At 64.6% G+C, this 19,042-nt stretch carries 14 protein-coding genes; 7 read left to right on the top strand and 7 right to left on the bottom strand.

Features of this window, described 5'->3' with window-relative positions:
- Positions 1-44: 44 nt before the first annotated feature.
- The 3 genes from HF886_RS14680 (at position 45) to HF886_RS14670 (ending at position 2,817) form a co-directional block, all read left to right on the top strand.
- Positions 45-851, top strand: a complete 807-nt coding sequence (locus tag HF886_RS14680) for a hypothetical protein (protein ID WP_346765377.1) — start codon at positions 45-47, stop codon at positions 849-851.
- A 143-nt stretch (positions 852-994) separates the two neighbouring features.
- Entirely contained in the window at positions 995-1,756 is a 762-nt protein-coding gene (locus tag HF886_RS14675) for an ankyrin repeat domain-containing protein (RefSeq protein WP_240955137.1), read from the top strand.
- A gap of 173 nt (positions 1,757-1,929) precedes the next feature.
- Positions 1,930-2,817, top strand: coding sequence for an HNH endonuclease signature motif containing protein (locus HF886_RS14670; RefSeq protein WP_169652682.1), 888 nt, complete (start codon positions 1,930-1,932; stop codon positions 2,815-2,817).
- Between the two features lie 141 nt (positions 2,818-2,958).
- Here the strand turns inward: HF886_RS14670 and HF886_RS14665 are convergent, their stop codons facing one another.
- The 5 genes from HF886_RS14665 to HF886_RS14645 form a co-directional block, all read right to left on the bottom strand.
- Positions 2,959-3,327 carry a nucleotide pyrophosphohydrolase gene (locus HF886_RS14665; protein WP_346765376.1) on the bottom strand — a complete coding sequence of 123 codons (369 nt, stop codon included), beginning with the start codon at positions 3,325-3,327 and terminating at the stop codon, positions 2,959-2,961.
- Positions 3,328-3,512: 185 nt separating this feature from the next.
- A complete protein-coding gene (locus HF886_RS14660) occupies positions 3,513-7,853 on the bottom strand; it encodes an AAA domain-containing protein (RefSeq protein ID WP_346765375.1) in 4,341 nt (1,446 codons plus the stop codon).
- 636 nt (positions 7,854-8,489) lie between these two features.
- Positions 8,490-10,121 (bottom strand): NERD domain-containing protein/DEAD/DEAH box helicase, encoded by a 1,632-nt coding sequence (locus HF886_RS14655; RefSeq protein ID WP_169652681.1) that lies wholly within the window; start codon positions 10,119-10,121, stop codon positions 8,490-8,492.
- 33 nt (positions 10,122-10,154) lie between these two features.
- Positions 10,155-11,996 carry a TerD family protein gene (locus HF886_RS14650; protein WP_169652680.1) on the bottom strand — a complete coding sequence of 614 codons (1,842 nt, stop codon included), beginning with the start codon at positions 11,994-11,996 and terminating at the stop codon, positions 10,155-10,157.
- 159 nt (positions 11,997-12,155) lie between these two features.
- Positions 12,156-13,208, bottom strand: coding sequence for a zinc-dependent alcohol dehydrogenase family protein (locus tag HF886_RS14645; protein ID WP_169622702.1), 1,053 nt, complete (start codon positions 13,206-13,208; stop codon positions 12,156-12,158).
- Positions 13,209-13,705: 497 nt separating this feature from the next.
- Between HF886_RS14645 and HF886_RS14640 the strand changes: the two genes are divergently transcribed.
- From HF886_RS14640 to HF886_RS14630, 3 genes are all read left to right on the top strand, one after another.
- A complete protein-coding gene (locus tag HF886_RS14640) occupies positions 13,706-15,367 on the top strand; it encodes an alpha/beta-hydrolase family protein (protein WP_240952692.1) in 1,662 nt (553 codons plus the stop codon).
- An 85-nt stretch (positions 15,368-15,452) separates the two neighbouring features.
- Positions 15,453-16,055 (top strand): DUF3558 domain-containing protein, encoded by a 603-nt coding sequence (locus HF886_RS14635; RefSeq protein ID WP_169652679.1) that lies wholly within the window; start codon positions 15,453-15,455, stop codon positions 16,053-16,055.
- A gap of 22 nt (positions 16,056-16,077) precedes the next feature.
- Positions 16,078-16,407 carry a hypothetical protein gene (locus HF886_RS14630; protein WP_169652678.1) on the top strand — a complete coding sequence of 110 codons (330 nt, stop codon included), beginning with the start codon at positions 16,078-16,080 and terminating at the stop codon, positions 16,405-16,407.
- An 88-nt stretch (positions 16,408-16,495) separates the two neighbouring features.
- Here HF886_RS14630 and HF886_RS14625 read toward each other — a convergent pair whose 3' ends face one another.
- The gene (locus HF886_RS14625) at positions 16,496-17,671 is read right to left on the bottom strand and encodes an oxygenase MpaB family protein (RefSeq protein WP_169652677.1); all 1,176 of its coding nucleotides are present in this window, start codon (positions 17,669-17,671) and stop codon (positions 16,496-16,498) included.
- 121 nt (positions 17,672-17,792) lie between these two features.
- Between HF886_RS14625 and HF886_RS14620 the strand changes: the two genes are divergently transcribed.
- Positions 17,793-18,350 (top strand): TetR/AcrR family transcriptional regulator, encoded by a 558-nt coding sequence (locus tag HF886_RS14620; RefSeq protein WP_169652676.1) that lies wholly within the window; start codon positions 17,793-17,795, stop codon positions 18,348-18,350.
- Positions 18,351-18,354: 4 nt separating this feature from the next.
- On the opposite strand, the gene HF886_RS14615 is transcribed toward HF886_RS14620, so the two are convergent.
- The gene (locus HF886_RS14615; protein ID WP_240952689.1) at positions 18,355-18,981 is read right to left on the bottom strand and encodes an endonuclease; all 627 of its coding nucleotides are present in this window, start codon (positions 18,979-18,981) and stop codon (positions 18,355-18,357) included.
- Positions 18,982-19,042 lie beyond the last annotated feature (61 nt).

Here is a 19,042-nt window from a genome sequence, read left to right as displayed (position 1 = left end):
TACGCGATGGCCCACCCTCGGCGAGGGAGCGACACGCCGCGGACCTGGCCGGATGCGCTCAGCCGATTCCCACCACTCCCCGGGACTTACCCTCCGATGGCGGCTCGATTCCGTCCCCGTTCTCTGCCGAATACTCGACAACACGGCTGCGGCACGATGCCGTCGGTCTGCGGCGGACTCTCAGCGAGGTCACCTCGACACCGCTTCGTGCCGCACTTACAGACGGGCCGCGCCTCCACTTGTCCCGTCTGGATCGCCCGTGGTCCGACGCGCTCGCGATGAGCCTGGCAGTCCTGAGCGAACGCGAGCACATCGCAGGCAAGGCGCATTCCCGAGAAACCGATGCCTTCGAGTTGTCGACACGCACCGACAAGCTGTGGGAACGCATTGTCGAGGAGTTGCTTCAACGCGCGGGGTTCGACGCCGTGCGGAATCAAAGCAGACTCGGTACGGGGGTGGTGGCGGACCCCTGGTCCGGCAAGGCGGACAGCGGATCCCGCACATTCCCGGATCTCGTGGCCCAGTTTGGCGACGATCTCGTGGTGATCGATGCGAAATACAAGTTGCGTAGCAGTCTCGTGGCACCGAGCCGCGACGACCAATACCAAATGTTTGCCTACAGCCACCTCGTGGCGGACGAAGGGCGGCGTCCGAGCCGGGTCATGCTCATCTACCCAGGAACTGGACCGACTGCACGATGGTATCGAGGACCTGATAGCACGATCCCGCTCGATGCCTACAGCATTCCGTTCCCTCAACCTGGCGATGTCCGGACCGACGCTGCGTTCGCGCAGTACCTGGATCGTGCCGGAATGGATCTCGCGAAGCAGCTCCGTGACAGCTCCAGATGACACCAAGTGAGCCGGCTGACTCGCATGTCAGCTACGTGTGACGCTATTGCTCGGTTCGACCTTCCAAACCAACACGCAACTCTGAGGGCACGCAAGCCCACATCGCGGAGGTTGCAATTGTCCTGGCACTTCGATATCTGAAAGTGCAGGCGAACATCAAGGAACGGAGTTCAGAAGTGGCCGAGATAAACGGTGACACGTCGGCGGGCGACACCAGCGCTCCTGCGCGCCTCGACGGGGCTGAAAATCCCGACCATCCCAAAACGACTGTGTGGGATGGGCGACTCGATCATTTCTCCGAAGAGGAAATCGCGGTTCGAAACGCACTTGCCGATGCAGCCAGAGCCGCAAACTGGGAGGCTGTGTTCGGCCTGCTCGATACCCACAGATACACCCTGTCGCCGAACTCGTGGCGTGCGTATGGAAAGTCCTGGTACACACCACTTCACCAAGCCGCCTGGCACAACGCGCCGGTTTCGGTTGTCGAGGAACTCATCCAACGTGGCGGATGGCCGTCATTACGCACCGCGTCCGGCGAAACTGCACACGATATTGCTGTGAAGAAGGGACACATCACGCTTGGCGACTCGCTCGTCCCACCCACATCCAAGCGTGTCGACAATGACGTCTTCAGCAAGCTCGACGAACACTTGGCGCGGTTGGTCGAATCTCGAATCCGCCCTGCTCTGCCTGTACGGCTCCGCCACCCTGCCACCGAGGCACTCGCCGAGACCACCGACCAAGCGTTATGGTTCCCCATCCCGGGTATGTACGGCGGCTTCTCCATCCGACTTATGCGCAGCTATCTGTTCGTAGAAAGTTGGTGCCGAGTCGCCGGAGGATCCGGGCAAGCACACGTCGTCACCACCGAAGGGTTCACCCTCGTCGAGGAGGGGTTCGTATAGCCACATCTACCCCGATCCACGATCCACGGCCGAGAACCCAGGTCGGGACGCGATACGCGACCTGATCGCCCAGTACTATCTCCTCACCACTAACACTTCACGAGCACGGCCCGACGGGCTTCCGACACAGGACATGCCCCCACCCGATGCGAACCTGAAAAGGCGCATGGGCATTGACCAGTTGGATCGTCAAAATCGGCAAGGGCACTCCACAGCATTGGGATTTCGCGCGCGACGACGGGTTCTGGGATGTCCGCCAGCCCGGGTTCTTCCGACGCATCGAGCCTGGAGACGATATCTACTTCTGGCTGTCAGGGACCGGGCTACTCAGCAGGGTTCGCGCAACCAGCGCTCTCTACGAACTCACCCCCGGCTCGCGTTCGGCTCACTGGATCGACAGAGACGACGGCGGCTACACCCATCGCTTCGACTTCGAGACCATTAGCGAGGTTCCCCAGCGTTCCTTGACGTGGGGCGAGCTCAAACGAGAGCACGGACGCAACTACGCCGCGCAAGCCCCAGCCAACGAAATCGATGGTCCGGTAGCCGAATCGCACCTTAGATCCCTGTTCGACAATCGGAGCGATATCGCCTTTGCGAGTCTCCCGCTACCGGACGACACCCAGCTCGAGTACTCTCCCGGGTATACGCATGGCGACGATCTGCGTGAGCGAGCGAAACGCGAGATCGCAGCCCGACGGGGCCAGCGTAGGTTTCGCCAATCACTCCTCGTTGCGTACGAACACAGTTGCGCTGTAACAGGATCGAACGTCGAATCGGTTCTCGAAGCAGCACACATCGACCGATACTTCGGCGATCACAGCAACCACGTCACCAATGGAATATTGCTTCGCGCTGATCTCCACACTCTCTTCGACTTGCAGATGTGGACTGTCACGGATCTGCTCACCATCGAAGTTTCACCGATGCTGAAACGCAGCGAGTACGCATCGTTCGATGGCAGACCACTCCGGGTACCCGCGAATCCGAGGCAGCGTCCAGACCGTGCCGCCCTCGGCCGGCACCGAAAAGCCTGCCAATGGACAACGCAGAACGCCTAAGCAACTCTCGCTGAACAGCTCGGGCGATCGTGTAGGTGTGCATCTTCGGAACGCAACCGGTCGGGTCTCCTCGGTTTCGATCGTCAGGGCAACGGATCGACGCGCATTCACACCTCCGGATCGCGCCCCTTACCGCGTTTATCAGTCGGTACCTGACGAGGTCCTCAGTTCTGTGTATTTGGTGGCGTTGCCGCGCGCCTGGTCGACGGGATACTTGCTGGCGTTGGAGGCGAGCTTGCTCCGAACGGCGTGGGCCAGGTCGATGTCAAGGACGTCGGCGAGCCGGAGCAGGTATATGAACACATCGGCAAGCTCGTCGGAGGTCTGCTTCCGTTGTTGCGGATCGAGTTGATCCGCTTGCTCGGGAGTAAGCCACTGGAAGATCTCTGCGAGCTCGCCGAGTTCTCCGGTGAGTGCCATGATCAGGTTCTTCGGAGTGTGGAATTGTCCCCATTCGCGTTCGTCGGTGAAGGCACGCACCGCTGCTTGCAACTCGTCGATGGTCGTCACTTCCAGCTCCGTCCCTGCGCTCTTAATTCCGTGCCCCTCGTAATCCAGCTTCCCAGACCTGCGCGGCAGTGGTAGCGGAAGGGTCCGCACCGTTCCGTTTGGACGAAGCCGACTACCACTGCCTGCCGCCGAACGCACCGAGGCGACGAAGCATGCTCACGGCGGTCATTGCGACGCGCGACGAGTCACATTCGAGCAGGCACATCCGAGACACGAGGCGAGATACGCCGCTCGAGTTCGTCCCACAGCCCGGCCATCGCCGCGACCGGGTCGAGGTAGTACTCCGATTCCCGGACCCGCCAGAACTTCCACCCACTCCGGTGCAGTTCACGTTCCCGCTCGAGGTCGGCGCGCTGCCGGTCAGCGCTGGTGTGCCACTGCCCGTCGTCGCACGCGACCGCGAGCTTGCCCGCCGCTCCGGTCACCACCAGATCGATGAAGTGGCCGTTCACCTCGACCCGCGGGTTCACGTGATATCCCCGGGCCACGATGTCGAGGAACACCTCCTGCTGGAAGAGACTGTCGAACGCCTCGTGTCGTTCGTCGCGCGTCACGCCGTCCGGTATGGGTGCGGCGGGCGTCGTCGACGTCGACTGCATGTGGGAGAGCAGCGAATACCGCAGGTCGGTCCGCCGCAGCGTGTCGAGCGTCCGCGAATGGAACAACCACAGTTGGTCCTGAGCACGCGACGCCGCAACGTTGAATCGTCGCTGGTACTCGGTCCGCGTCATGGCCGCGATGTTCTGGTCGGGCGCCACGACCATCGACAGGAACACCACACTCCGCTCGTCGCCCTGGAAATCCGGGGGCGTGCCGACGCGCAGCCTGCGTTGCTCCCACTGGGCCGGGGTGAGACGGTCGAGCAGTTCGTTCTGGATGACGTCGACCTGCGACTGTCCCTGCAGAACGACCACGCCGAATGTCTTGCCGTCGTAGGCGGGGTCTTGGACACACTGCACGAGGGTGTCGACGAGGGCATTGGCCTCGGCGTGGTTCGCCAACGTGGAGTTCTGTCCCGTGACGGCGCCACTCTCGACGTATGTGGTGCGCAGTGGCGGCAGGCGGTCGGACCCGTATTGCCGCAGGGGAACCAGCGGGTCGTCTGCGTAGAACTGTTCGCTGGACCACGCGATGATCTCCGGCATCGACCGGAAGTGTTCCCGCAGCCGGATGATGCTTCCGAACCGTGACCGTAGCAAGGAGAACAGACTCGACCGCGGAGTGAAGCTGTCGCGCAGGTAATTCGGAATGTCGGGCAGGTACGAATCGAGACGGGTGAAGACGCCGTCGAGTGCACCCAGCGACACCGCACTCGGTGCACACTGCTTGTCATCGCCGACGACGATCACACGCGGCGCGAGCCACAGCAGAAACAGACTGCTGATGTCGACCTGACTCGATTCGTCGACGATGACGACGTCGAACGAACTCTGCTCGGGTGGAACCGAAGCGAGCACCTGCTGCAACGGCATCACCCACGCCGGCACCGCGCCCTGCGCAACCTGCATGGCCTCGCGCGCCGCCGCCCGATAGCGCTCCGCATACCGCCCGGTTCCCTTACCGATACTCGCGACATGGTCACGGTACGAATGGAGTGCCTGGACCTGTTCGGCCGTGGTGCGGGCGAGACACGTACTCCACGCCTTCTCCTCGACGAGCTGCGTCGTGAGACGCGTGATGTCCTTCTCGACTGCGTCGAGTTCACGTTCGAGCTGCCCGTCGTCGCTCCGTTCGTGGAAGCGCCGCACCCAGGCGTCTGCGCGTCGCCACGCCCACGCATCCTCGATGTGGGCGAGACGAACCGGCCATGCCAAGCTCAACGGATTGTCTCCGAGCGTCTGCGCGAGTGCCGGTGCAGCAGTCGTCAAACGCGCCTGCAGGGCTACGAGTTCCAGCTCCTCACGTTGTTCACCGACCGCACGGTCCCACGCGTCCAACGCCGCATTGATCGCCTCGAAGTCCGCTTCGTGGAAGGCTCGCGCCAGCGCGCGTCCTTCGGGCGACGCTCCCCCGGCGGTCTGGCCCCGCACATACATTCCGATGGATTCGAGCCAGTTCTTGCTTGCTTCCGCAGTGCCCGTCGCGGCGATGGCCCGTGCCGACTCCGCGATGGACCGCGCCTGTTCGACGCTCGCGATCCGCGGCGCACCGGGATGGACATCGCGTAACGCCGATTCGACGTCTCGCACCCGTGCCACGAGACTGTCGATGATGACGCGGTCCCGGTCGATGAAGGCGAGGGTGCCCACAGCACGGCTGCGCGACTCGTCGAGCTCGATGTCGATGCCCAGATCGCGGAGGACGACCCCCGCCACCCGGATCGCTTCGAGCACACGGAGGTGTTCAGCGACGATGCGCACCGTGTGGGCGGTGGTAGCCGCGACGCCGTCGACGGTCGCAAGTTCACCGAGCGCCTCGACTGCGGATTGTTCGTCGCTTCTCAGGAACCGAGCGAAACCGTTGCGCCACGTTTCCCCGGCCTCCAGCTTGCGGGCGAGCGCGTCGTACGCCTCGAAGGCGAGCGGTCCCGCTACCGACACCTGGACCGAGCTGGCACCGACGATCCGGTCGGCGTCCTGCGCGGCCTGCACGAGCCCTGCGAGCTCGGCGGTCTTTCCCCACAGATGCTGAGCCTTCCCCGACAGGACGTCGTCGGCGACGCGACGAATTCGAACGTCGAGCCGATCTGCATCCTTCAGGGCACCCTGCAACTGCTCGCAGCGGTCACGGATGTGGGCGAGTGCCTCGAGGGACGCGCCCTCGAGTATCCGCAGCAATCCCTGCATCTCGTCGTTCGCGGTGCCGCTCGATGCCTGTGAGACGGCCGCACACGCGTACTGCAGTTCCCTCTGGGTGGGGAGGGACAGCTCCGGGAAGCGTTGGTGCCGGCGTCGCGCACGCTCGACGCTCGACCGCTGATGGAGCGCATGGAGGGTGACGAGCTCGTCGACCGTCAGCGGCGCGGTGTCGGTGAGGAGAGGTGCGGGCAGCCACTCGTATTTGGGTTGTTGTGCGCGGACCCGTCGGACGATCGAGGCAACCGTCCCCTCGTAGCCGGCAGCGACCTCTGCATGGACCGATGCTTCCTCGGCTCGCGCCTGCCGGATCTGTTCCATCAGCGTCGCTCGACGGCCGAGTGCATCGTTGCGTTGCGTGGTGAGTTCGTCGATGCGTTCCTGCGCGCGTCGCGCGTTGAATTGCGCTTTGCGGATGGCGATTTCGCTGACGCTGCGGGTGAGTTCCACAGACCCGCCGTCGACCGGGTCGGTCACCGCTACACACAGGTCCTGAAGTTCGTCCGGGAGCTTGTCCCGGAGTACACGCAGCGCCTGCGCCTTCTCGCTGGTGACCAGCACGCGCTGGCCACGCGCCAGCAGCGCGGACACGATGTTGGCGATGGTGTGGGTCTTGCCCGTACCCGGTGGGCCCTCGATCACGACGCCGCTGTCGCCGGCGAGCCGGTCGAGGATCTCGCGTTGTTCTTCGTTGGCGGGCAGTGGAAGCAGCGGATCCCCGGTGAAGAGGCCCGACGGCGTGCCGATGCGGTCGAGCCATGCGACACGGTCGGCCGGCTCGATTGCTTCGACGAGCTGCGCCAGACCGAGCGGAACCGGATTCTCGTCGTCGGCCGCGGCCTCGGTCATGCGGTTGTAGTACTCGATGAGTGCGTGGGCACCGCGCTTGCGCAGGACGAGTGCGGGTGACGGCGTGACGAATGCGTCGGGCGACGATGCTTCCTCCGCACGGTCGGCGACCTCGACGCGCAGGGTGAGCGCACGCTCGGCCCAGCTCTTCAGAAACGCCCGGGCGGCGGGATCGAGGGGCGATGCGACCTGAGTGACAAGGGAGTCGTGCAGTTCGCGGACACTCGACGGGTCGAACACCTCCAGCCCGGTGAGGATCTGGACGTCTTCCAACGACGGGCCGGCGCCGGGATCGAGCCGGACCACCAGGTCGCCGGAGTCGCCGTGCCGCTCGACGACAGCGGACTGCGTGATCAGGTGCGTGCGAACCCGCGCGCCCGCAACCCGCTCGGACAGATGCAGCAAACCCGACGCGACGACGAGTTCCAGCGATTCGGGTTGGTCTTCGAGGTCGAGCATCGTTCGCTGCAGGAACGTGTACAGATGCGATGCGGCTCGTCGTTCACGGTCGGCGGCCGCCCATGTCCGCCAGTCCGTGAGCCAGGCGTCGAAGCCTGCCGCGGTGGCGGGGGCCGTCGGGTCGAGTGCGGGTTCGATGTCGGAGTCGCCGATGTCGCCGCGAACATACGTCGCGAACTCTCCGGAAGGGAGTGGCGGGTCTTCGAGCTGAGCACGACGCGCGCGCAGGAAGACCTCACCCGACGCGGCGTGAGCTTTCAGGCCGGCCCTGATGTTTCCCTCCTCGAGGGACATCACGGCACGGTGTTTGTCGACGATGCGAACCGGTGCGCTGCGGGCTTTGACGAGCTCTGCCATGAAGGCAAGCAGGCGTTGCACGCGGTCCCTCAGTTCGGGATCGTTGTCCCTCGACGCGACGTCCACTCCACACCCTGCTTCCACCCGCCGACGGCAACGGACCCCACCACCTTAGAAACTGTCTCCGGCGAGTCCGCGTCCGGTCCCGCCTCGTCCCCGCACAAGTGCATTGAATTCCGCCGACACTACCCTTCGACCTGCGTAAAAATCCCCTGCTGTTACCGCCAGGACAGTGCAGGGGCACCCGTTGCGAGCAATCAGCCGACGCCGGGCTTTCCATGCATGCTATTTGCTCGCCCAACGGGGATCCGCGCACGGAAATGCGCGAGCGAATCACCATTGAGCGCGCAGATCGACAACGGTTCGGCTCATCAACCCTCACTGAGCAGGCGACCGCATCCCCATTCGTCGGTCGGAGCAACCACCCCTGGTGTCCGCCCGATAGAGCCAAGTCCGCGTCCGGTACCTGGCTGCGTCCCTAGCCGGTGGCTTCGACAAAGCGCGAACCAGAAGGCACCGGCTTGTTAACCAGCTCCCGCGGCGAGTGAAGATTCACGTACAACCGCGGAATCGAAGCCGGCGTCACCGCCAATTCTGCCGAGTGCGCGACAGTCTCGAGACGAGTCCGCACCGGGAGAAGCTGAAAGGCTACGCTCGGCTGGTAGTCGTGGGCAGCGGGGCTTCACACCCCGCCCAACCGTTTCAGCACTCCCCTCCACCGACCGTCCGTATGAATGTCGGGTCGCCGCACACGATCAACTGGTCGCGGGCCCGGGACAGCCCCACATACAATCGTTCCCGCGATCGCTCCTGCGGCCGTGATTCGTTTACGGCAAGTACGACCGCCCGGCGCTCGAGTCCTTTGAATCCCAGGACGTGGCCGTAGAACACCTGGTCGCTGTCCCAGAAACTCTCCCAGTACGCTTCAGGCCCGGCTTGCTGCCGTTCGACCTGTTCGGGGTGCCGACTTCCGGTCGCGAGGAGGGCGACATCTTCGGGCCGCCAGCCACTTTCGAGCAGAGTCTCGATGGCGTCGTCGGCGCGATCGAGCGCATCTTCCGGTGCGCACGGAACGAAGGTGACCTCGGGCCCGTCGCCGCCGAGCAATCGCATGCGTTGCCCGACGAGCGGTGTGAAACACCCGGCGATCTGCTTGGTGTTGCGGAGGTTCTGATCGAGCACCAACGGCACCAGCGTAACCGGGGGAACACCTTCCCGATCGAAGACCCGCTGCCCTTCGTCGCTGAACACGTAGATCTCGCCGGCATCCTCGTCTCTCAATACAGCGAGAACCGGCCGCCACCAATCGTCGGCGAAGTCCTGCGCTTCGTCGACGACCACGGCGTCGAACCGCTGCCCGTTCGGAAGTTCGGCTGCGAGTTCCGCCATCCGCGCCGGGAGCACATGCTCCCAGAACGCCACGGTTTCTTCCGTGCGCAGGCTCTCCGGCGGACCTTCCGGGGCACCCCAGCGTCGGCCGAGTTTGTGAAATTCACCGACATAGGCGGGACGCTGTTTCCGTGGCAGTGCCCTGGTGACGCGTTCGAGGTAGGACGCGAGCCCGTGGGAATAGCAGATCAGCGCGACACGCTTACCCTCCTTGGTGAGCCTGCGAGCCTTTTCGATCGCGAGGAAGGTCTTGCCACTTCCCGCTCCTCCGCGGATCTCGACGCGGGGAAGCAGACGCGCCGCATCGAGTACCGCCGCTTGCTGCTGGGTGAGCAGGTTGCCGGCGTCCTCGTTCTCGAGCGCGCGCGAGACCACGTCGCGCTGAGGCAATCCACGCCCCGACAGCACATCTGCGAGTTCGAGGATCGAATCCGCGTCGATCCCGGTTCTCGCGACGTGCTGATCGATGAGCACCTTCATGAGCTTGCCGACGATTCCGCTCAGACCGTCGCGGTCGACCACCTTCCAGCGGGGACATTCCGGCAAGGCGAAGTCTGCGGGAAACGAACTGTTGGGGAACACGACCACGTGATCCCAGCGCACGTGGCCGACGGGGCGACGGGGATCGTCGTCGACGTACCGACGTAACGCGTACATTGCACCCCGCACCTGTCCCACCGGATCGATGACGGCGGGTCCGCCCGGGCGACGCTGATACCACGCGCCGTTCTCGTACCAGACTCCCCCGCCCTTGACCTCGAGGCAGATCACACCGTAGCCCTCGAGCGCCACGACGAAATCTATTTCGTGGTCCTTGTCGTGGTCGGTGACGCGCTGGTTCGCGACCACGAGGTCGTTCGGCCCGAGCTGATCGATCAGCGCCCGCCACACCACTTCTTCGGTGACATGCGCGAACCTCGGCTCCTGGGGAATACGAATGCTCATCGCAGATCTCGCGACGGCAGTACCCGTGACCGTTCAGGCATCGACGTCGACCCCGTACCGCACCGCAAGGGCCGCAAGGCCGTCGTCGTAGCCCTGCCCCACCGCCCGCAGACGCCACTTGCCTGCCCGGCGGTAGATCTCGGTGAGCACCATCGTGCGTTCGGTGGTCCCGGCGTCGAGAACGAAGGTCGCGGCAGTGCCGTCGTCGCTGTCGACGCTGACGGAGACGGCGCCGAGGTCACCGAAGGTACGGTCGCCGTCGATAGCCGCCGCGATGGCGATGCGCTCGCACTCGGCGGGCAGCGACGCGAGGTCGACGCGGACGCACTGCTCACTGCTGCCGTCGATGGTCAGTTCCACCACCCCGTCGTCGAACACGGGGTTGTTGTAGAAGACGAAATCGTCATCGGTGTCGACTTTTTCGTCCGAACCGAGCAGGAATGCGACGATGTCGATGTCGAACTCGTCGTCGACAGCTTCGGCTTTCCACGCGATGTTCACCGACCAGGACGTGATCTTCGCGGGCAGGTCGGTCACCTCGCCGAGCGACAGCACCGGCGCCGTCATTCGGGCTTCGGTCCGCATGTGCGGTGGGATCACACCCTTCTCCACCGCGGCGTTGACGTCGTCGGGGGTGAGGACGGGCAGCGCGCGTTGCAGCACCCGGGGCATCCGCTTGTCGCTTTCGCCGCCGCCGAGGACCAGCGCGTCGGTGACCGCGGCCGTGAAGTTGAGGGCGGGCCTGGCACCGAGTTGCGCGATGCGTGACCGCATCATCACCGCTTCGAGATGGGTTCCGCCCAGCAACAGTACTTTTCGGCCCGACCACAACTTGGGCTTGTGGCCCTGCAGCGCCCAGCCCTGTGCCGGCGCTGTGTCGTCGGGGGCGGGGGCGGTGACGACCTGCGGAATCTCCACCGGGATCTGTGCCTGCGGCACGACATCGATGACGGTGGCGACCTTGGGCTCGCCGGGAGCGACCCGGGTGAGAAGGTCGTCGAGGTGTCGCTCGCTGATGACGGGAATGCTTTCGGCCATCGCCTTGCGCACCTTGGCGGTCTGCACGACGGGGTCGTTGCACACCAGCACACTGGTCTGCCGGCTCGCCTGGTTGAGGACGTCGAGCCCTGCTTCGGTGAGGCGCTCGGCGAGTGCCGTCCGCGGCGTGGCGGTCGACCCGCTGATCACGACCTTCATACCCTGCACGAGACCGGCGTCCGTGAGCTTGCCCGGGTTCTTCCACCGGCAGGGAACCCGGGTCACCGATGCCGGGTACACCGACTTGCTGCTCCGGCAGTTCACGACGGGCAGCGGAAGTTGCAGTGTCTGTGCCATTCCGGCGCTGCGCAGAAAGATTTCGGTCAGCACACGCGCGTCGTCGTACGCGTCGTGTGCCTGGAGTTGCTGAATCTGCCAGTGCTCCGCGAGCGTCGCGAGCCGGTAGTTGGGAAGGTCCAGGTCGAGGCGGCGCGACAACGCGAGCGTGCACAGCCGCTGCTGCACCGGAAGTGTCCTTCCCGCCCGCCGGAACTCGGCGTCGAGAAAGCCGTAGTCGAACGACGCGTTGTGGGCGACGACGGTGCCGCCGGCGAGAATGTCCGCCAGCTCCGACGCGATGTCTTCGAAGCGCGGCGCTCCCGCGAGCCGCTCGCGGGTGAGGTTGTGGATGTGCACCGGCCCGGGGTCGCAACCGGGATCGACGAGCGACGAGAACTCCCGCTCGACCGAACCGTCCTCGCGCAACGCGAGCGCGGCGACGCTGAGCACGCGGTGGGCGTTTGCACGCACACCCGAGGTCTCGACATCGACCACCACCCAGCGATGCCCTCGGGGCAGCGTGACGGTTCCACTCGCCGGCGCACGAAGATCGATCACGTCTACCCCTCCGGATGTCCTCCCGGCCGAGCTGAAACTCGGTCCGATCGGACATTCTTACCGGAGGATCAGGCGCCTGAAAACTCGCCCCTGCACTTCTGCCGGCGCTGTAACGCCGTCGCTCATCCCGTCGATATATGTGGTTCCACCGCCCAGCGATCAGGTCGAAGAATGTGCCGTGAGCAGCACTTTCAGCGCACCCGTCTCCCCTGCCCGGCCGAATACGTCATATGCCTCTTCGAAGTCGTCGAGGTTGAACCTGTGGGTGATCATGGGCGACGTGTCGAGCCGTCCACTCTCCACGAGCCCGATGAGCGTCGGAGTGGAATACGTGTCGACGAGGCCCGTCGTGATGGTCAGATCCTTGATCCAGATGTCCTCGAGATGCAGTGTCGCGGGCGAACCGTGGACGCCGAGGTTCGCGACGTGTCCGCCCGGCCGGACAAGCGCCACCGCCTGCTCGAACGTCTGCGGCACGCCGACCGCTTCCATCGTGACGTCGGCTCCGAGCCCACCGGTGAGGTCACCCACGACCGCTGCGACATCGTCGCGTCCACCGTTCAGAGCGATGTCCGCTCCGAAGGATCTCGCGGCTTCCAGGCGACTGTCGGCGAGGTCGACGGCCACGATATGGCTGGGACTGAACAACTTGGTGCCCAGAATCGCGGCGAGACCGATCGGCCCGGCGCCGATGATGACCACCACGTCGGCCGGACGCACACACCCGTTGAGTACTCCCACCTCGTACGACGTGGGCAGGATGTCGGCGAGCATGAGCATCTGCTCGTCACTGACCCCCTCGGGGATCTTGTAGGTCGAGTTGTCCGCGAACGGAACTCGCACCAGTTCGGCCTGGGTTCCGTCGATCAGATGTCCGAGAATCCAGCCGCCTCCGTTGAGACATTGGCCGTACCGCGCCTCGCGGCAGTATCGGCATCGGCCGCAGGCGGAGACGCACGAGACCAGTACGCGGTCACCGGCCATGAGATTGCGAACGCCGGAGCCGACTTCGACGACAGTGCCCACGGCTTCGTGACCGAGAATTCGTCCGTCCGTCACCGCCGGAACGTCACCACCGAGAATGTGCAGATCGGTGCCGCAGATCGTCACCGCGTCGACGCGCACGATCGCGTCGGTCGGTTCGGTGATCGTGGGGTCGGGCACGTCTTCCCACGCGCGTTGTCCCGGACCATGAAATACCAGTGCTTTCATCCTCGGCCTCCCGCCGATCGATGGCGATTCACTCTCCAGAATGACACCGGCCGGGACGTCTCCGGGGCATATCCGGGCTTTCGGACGCCGCGACCGCACGCATGCCGATCACGCCGAATCCGGTCCGGAGCAACCGATATGCCGCTTCCGTCCGCATCGAGACGCAGCGACCCGGTGCGGACGAGATCAGTCCTCATCGCCGCGCGGAACTGTGCCGGGACGCGCCTTCCGGAAACCGTCGCTGTCGATCGGAATTCCATGGCCTCTTCTCCCGAGAATTACCCCCTCATTCTGCTAGTTTTCGTCGCACGGCATCGAATTCCGTCCCCTCGACGTGGCTCCGGCGCAAAAGTCGAAACGGAATGGACGAACTACAGCCCGCCGGCAGAACGTCCTACGACGAAAGCGACCCGCCCGTGACGACGACGACCGACACCACTCCGGCCCCCGCGCCTCATGAACGCGTCTCCCTTCCCATGCGAATGCGGCATGGAATCATGAAGTGGCTCAGTCGGTTCAGCTTCCTCGGGCTGGTGGTGGCGTTGCTATTCTATTGCTGGTCGCTCACGCCCTCGCTACTTCCGCGTGCGTGGTATCTGCAGGGGGTCGCCACCGGAATCAGCATCGTGACGGGCTACGGGATCGGCGTCCTGGTGGCATGGGGGATACGCAAATGCGGATTCGACGTCCGAGTGCCACCGAAAGCCGCAAAGGTCCTCTGGATACTGCTCGCGTTGGTCGCGATCGTGGTGGTGCCGACGTTCCTCGCGCTCGGGTCGCGCTGGCAGAACATCAGCCGCGAACTCGTGGGCATCGAGAGCGGAAGCAACTGGGACTATCCCGGCGTGCTGGCCGTAGCCCTGTTCCTCTCGCTGATCCTCCTTCTCATAGGGCGAGGTCTGCGTCGTGTCGCGCAGTTCATCACTCGGCAGGTCGTGCGGATTCTGCCGGTGCCCGTCGCGCGGGCAGTGAGTGTCGTGGTGGTGGGAGCCGTCGTATTTCTTGCGCTCGAGGGCCTGCTCGCGGCCGGGATCACGCGTATCGCCGACGGGTCGGCGAAGGTGGTCGACGAGGGCACCGCAGCCGGTGTCGTGCAACCGCAGTCGCCCGACCGGTCCGGATCCGACGCGTCGGAACAACCGTGGGACTCGCTCGGACGCGAAGGCCGGACGTTCGTCGCCGGCGGACCGACACCGGAGGAGATCGGCGCGGTCACCGGTAGGCCGGCCATGATGCCGATCCGGGTCTACGCGGGTTACCGCTCGATCGAGAACGCCGGAGGACAGTCCGAACCCGAAGAGATGGACACCCTGGCTTCACGTGTGGTGGCGGAACTCGACCGCACGAACGCATTCGATCGGGAGTATCTGGCCGTCGCCACCACGACGGGACGTGGATGGGTCAACGAAGACGTCGCGTCCAGCCTCGAATACCTCGCGGACGGGAACTCGGCGATCGCCGCGATGCAGTACTCCTTTCTGGCGAGTCCGCTGGCGTTCCTCGCCGACCGGGTTTCCCCACGCAACGCCGGTCGCGCACTGTTCGAAGCCGTGTACGACCGCTGGAGCGACCTGGACCCGAACACACGGCCGAAGCTACTGGTCTTCGGTGAATCCCTCGGATCGTACGGCGGCCAGTCGGCGTTCTCCGGGGCGCAGGACATGATTACCCGCACCGACGGCGCCCTGTGGGTGGGCACCCCCGATTTCACCGAGCAGTGGCGCAGGATCACCGACTCGCGCGATCCGGGCAGCCGCGAAATCCTCCCCGTCGTCTACGGCGGTCAGAATGTGCGCTTCGCCGCCACACCTGCAGATCTCACCGACCTTCCCGGACTGCGCCAATGGGAGTTCCCCCGCATCGTGTACTGGCAGCACCCGAGCGATCCGATCGTCTGGTGGTCCACCGACCTGATCCTGAACCGCCCCGATTGGCTCCGGGAAGAGCGCGGCGCCGATGTCGACAAGAGCATGTCGTGGATCCCGTTCGTGACGTTCTGGCAGGTGACCCTGGACATGGTGTTCGCCGCTGACGTACCCAGTGGCCACGGCCATGACTACGGCACCGAAGCAGCGTATTTCTGGGCGGACATCCTGGGAATTGAGGACCAGGCATTCGCTCAGCGCGTCTTCGATGCCCTCTCTGCGGGACCAGGCTGAGGGCGCGGACTCCGCCGAAGTTCGTTCCGCTCCGCCGAACCGGGTGTGCTAGCGTCTGGCGCCAACTGCGGATCCGGGGGGGCTCATGAGCAGGCGGGGCTTGGCGACGTGTTCTCTCGTGGCCGCAATAGCTGTCACGACAGGATGCGGGTCTCCACCACCCCCCGACGAACGTGCTCGAGCCGAGACGGTTGTCGAGACGTCGGAAGTGCGCACACCGCGCGTCGTCGACGACTCCGGACGTCCTCCCGTCACCTTCGATCCGTGCCTCGACCTCCCCGACGACGTGATGACGGAGGCCGGTTACAACGCGGCGCACAAAGAGTTTTCGGATATGCCGATGGGGTCGTACACGTTCCTGGGTTGCACGTACCGGAAGTCCGACCCGATTCCCGGCGTAAGACGGGGATACAGCCTCAGCGTTCTTGCAGGCAACGTATCCCTCGACGAAGAGATCGCCAAGAACGGACACGTGGCTACCGCCACCACCGTGAACGGCCGAACCGCGCTCCTAGAACTTGACCCGAGCATCAAGGACGCATGTACATACGTCCTGCAGAGCACGTTCGGAATCGTCATATTCAGCAGGCTCTACAACAAGGATCATGCCGGCGCGGTTCCACAGAATGAGTGGTGCGCAGATATGGAACCTCTCGTGCGAGCGGCTGAACCATTCATCGGTAGTTGATCCGCCCACCCCAAAGGGAGCCATGTCAGAATTCACGAGACTCGACCCACCCGTTATTGATGAGATCGTCGCCATTTGCGAGACGATGCTCGCCGAGTTCGAAAACTCAAGGATCAAAGCAAAAAATCTCGTCTCCGCGAACGGCTTCGGCGACCTCGAATCCGCCCGGCAACTCGCCGCCGGTTACAGCCGCAAGGCGGCCGGCACACCCGAATCCGCCTACGAACGGATCGAGCAATTCATCGACACTCTCACCCAGCTGCGCGACGCGTTCGCGGCGGGAGGCGAGGACTTCCTCGACGCGCAATTCGACTGGGCACGCGCACTCGATACCGCGGACAGGGACGTGTAGATCCTGATCTGCGCGTCGAACGGAGATTCGCTCACGATATTCGCCGCGCAAATCTCCATTCGGCGAGCATTTCCTCTCTTTCAGATGGTTAACGGGGAGCGGCGTCCACCAGGTCGTGGGCGACGCCGTAGTCCACGCGCATACGGTCCATCGCTGCGTCCCGAACCTTGTACGCCCGCGCTGTGGTCCGAGCCTTGTCCGGGTAGCGCCGCTCCTGGATCCGGTTGACGAGGGCGAGCGCGGGGCCGGCCCGGCGCACCACGTGCTTGAGCGGGCTGTCCGGGATCCCCAGCGCATCGGCCTCCGCGTCACCTACGAAGACACGCTGCAGGCTGTGCATCAGCGTGCGAGCGAGAGATGTTCGCACACGGTCGTTTCCGGGCAGGAGGTTCGCGAGTTCCGGGACGAGATAGTCGTCGGTGAGTGCGGCCACGAAATCTCGGTCGTCCTGGCTCGGTCCCGGAGAGGTCAACCGGTACAACTCCTCGACGAGCACGTGATCGGCTTCTTTACACAGGTTGAGTTCGTCGCTCATGCCGATCACATGCCCGACGTAGCGCCACAGGTGGTAGATGTCGTCGAGTTCCGTGCGGGTGAAACGCACGCCGAGCGTCTGCATCGCTTCGACACAGATGTGCCCGAATTCGGCGATGGTGAACGCCATATAGGGCTGAGGGATCGGCACACCCCATGCGTCCTCGTCCCACAGTCCGCTCGCGACGATGCCCCGGCGCACGTGTGCGTGGATGAGCCGCACCCGGACGGTGAATGCGAAACCTTCTCCGTTGCGGCGCATTCCGTCTCGCGCGATCACATGCCGCAGCCACTCCCCCACCTCGACGGAGCGCACCGCCGGCTGACTCACGTAACGACCGGTCAGCGCGAGAGGCTTCCCGGCGATCTCACTGGCGGCACCCCGAAGCAGCGACGCCGCCCCGAGCACCATGCCCATCACGGGGGTGTGACGGATGAGGGCATCGGCAGCGTGGTCCAGGCGGTCGTGGTCGAGCCACTCGGGTTCGTCGTCGAGGCGTGTGAACAGCGCTCGTAGCGACTCGGGAGCGTTCGGGACAGCGTGGATACCGTCTGCCAACGCCCTGCGTACTTCGGCTGTGGCCGAGGAGGAACCGAAATCGTCGGCGACGACCGCGTCGGCCAGTGGGTCGGCCTGCCACATCCCGTCCAGCCACCTGCTTCCGAGGTCGCCGTAGCGACGCACAGCGAGATCTGCGTTGACAAGTTCGCGCGGAATGCGTCGATTCATACATTCCATGCAAACACGAGAAATCCTCACTTACTATTCATTTCTTGTGACCAGCACACCGAACGGCAATTCGGCCGGTAGAGGGGTACGAACATCCCCGACTCAGCGCCGTGCCAGAGAGATGCGTACGCACCTTCTCACGTCCACGCACGAGCTTCTCGAGCGTCGGCCCGGGGCACGCGTCAGTACGACGGCTCTCGCCGAACACGCCCACGTGAGCATCGGCACCGTCTACCGCTACTTCCCGGACATGGACGCCATCATCGACGAACTGAGGATGACGGCCGTCCACAACATCACCACGGCGCTGTCGACGGCAATCGCCCGCGCGATGGACCAGGCGTCTCTCGACGCTATGGTCACGGTCGTGGAGGGGCTCACCTCGGCATTCGAGAAGCACGCCCCGGTCCTGCGAGTGTCCTACACCTCGAACGAGGCCGAGTTCGGCTTCGCCTGGGCCGACATCGAGGCCCCCCTCCGCCCCTTGGCGCGCATCATTCCCACACGCCTGCGCCCCGATCTCGACGACGACGCACTCGACGACCTGGTCTTCATCGTCATGGGTGCCACCGCGAGTCTGTGCTCCCGGATCGCCCTGCTCCGGCCCCCGGATGCCGACCGGACGAAGCTGATCTCGGTAGCGGCGAAGATGCTCCTGGCGGCAGTCGAAGGTGCGTGACCGATCAGCCGCGCACATCCTCGAGTAGGTCGTCGTCCAGCGAGACGCGTACGAGCGCCGCGGCAAGCGGAGCGAACCGGCCGTCGGGCGCGTGCTTCTCCAATTTCTCCGACTCTGCGGGCACACCGAGCGCTTCGGCGCCTTGCCGGGCACGCTTGTCGAGGTAGGGCCGGAGCCAGGTCCACACGTCCTGGACTTCGCGCAGGAAGATTTCCGCTCCCACAGGTCCGATTCCGTCGAATTCCTCCAGCAGACGGGCCGCTGCCGCAGCGTCACCGTCAGCACGCTGTGCCAGTTTTCTCAGATCGCCCTGGTACTCGGATTCGACTCGTTCGCCCATCTCGCGCAACCGAGTGGCAGTGCTCTCGTCGTACCGAACGTAGTGACCGCGTCCGAGCGCAGCAATCACGTCCGGACGTGGCGCCTTCGCCATTGCCTCCGGGGTACGCCATCCTGCCTGAAACAGTTCTTTCGCCGCAGCGACGGCGATATCCGCCGATATTCGCGTACTCGACAGCAACGCGAGGACGAGAAGCTCGAACAAGGGCTTCGGGGTGTCTTTCAGTGTGATGCCCGCATCCTCCGCGTACGTTCGTCCGGCGCGATCGAGCAGTTTTGTCACGGTGTCCATCGACATCCTCCTGGAAGCGGCTGGTCCTGTCGTGGTACCCGAATTCCCGACCCACACACTC

Origin of the sequence: Rhodococcus sp. 105337, assembly GCF_012844225.1 — a bacterium.
In the GTDB taxonomy this organism is placed as follows: Bacteria; Actinomycetota; Actinomycetes; order Mycobacteriales; family Mycobacteriaceae; genus Rhodococcus.
Note: the sequence above shows the minus strand (reverse complement) of the source record. Positions and strands in the feature narration are given on the sequence as shown.

Coding starts and splice junctions, on each gene's coding strand:
- HF886_RS14645 (WP_169622702.1), bottom strand. CDS start 13,208: ATGAAAGCACTGGTATTTCATGGTCCGGGACAACGCGCGTGGGAAGAC.
- HF886_RS14615 (WP_240952689.1), bottom strand. CDS start 18,981: ATGGACACCGTGACAAAACTGCTCGATCGCGCCGGACGAACGTACGCG.
- HF886_RS14640 (WP_240952692.1), top strand. CDS start 13,706: ATGAAGTGGCTCAGTCGGTTCAGCTTCCTCGGGCTGGTGGTGGCGTTG.
- HF886_RS14635 (WP_169652679.1), top strand. CDS start 15,453: ATGAGCAGGCGGGGCTTGGCGACGTGTTCTCTCGTGGCCGCAATAGCT.
- HF886_RS14655 (WP_169652681.1), bottom strand. CDS start 10,121: ATGAGCATTCGTATTCCCCAGGAGCCGAGGTTCGCGCATGTCACCGAA.
- HF886_RS14625 (WP_169652677.1), bottom strand. CDS start 17,671: ATGAATCGACGCATTCCGCGCGAACTTGTCAACGCAGATCTCGCTGTG.
- HF886_RS14630 (WP_169652678.1), top strand. CDS start 16,078: ATGTCAGAATTCACGAGACTCGACCCACCCGTTATTGATGAGATCGTC.
- HF886_RS14620 (WP_169652676.1), top strand. CDS start 17,793: ATGCGTACGCACCTTCTCACGTCCACGCACGAGCTTCTCGAGCGTCGG.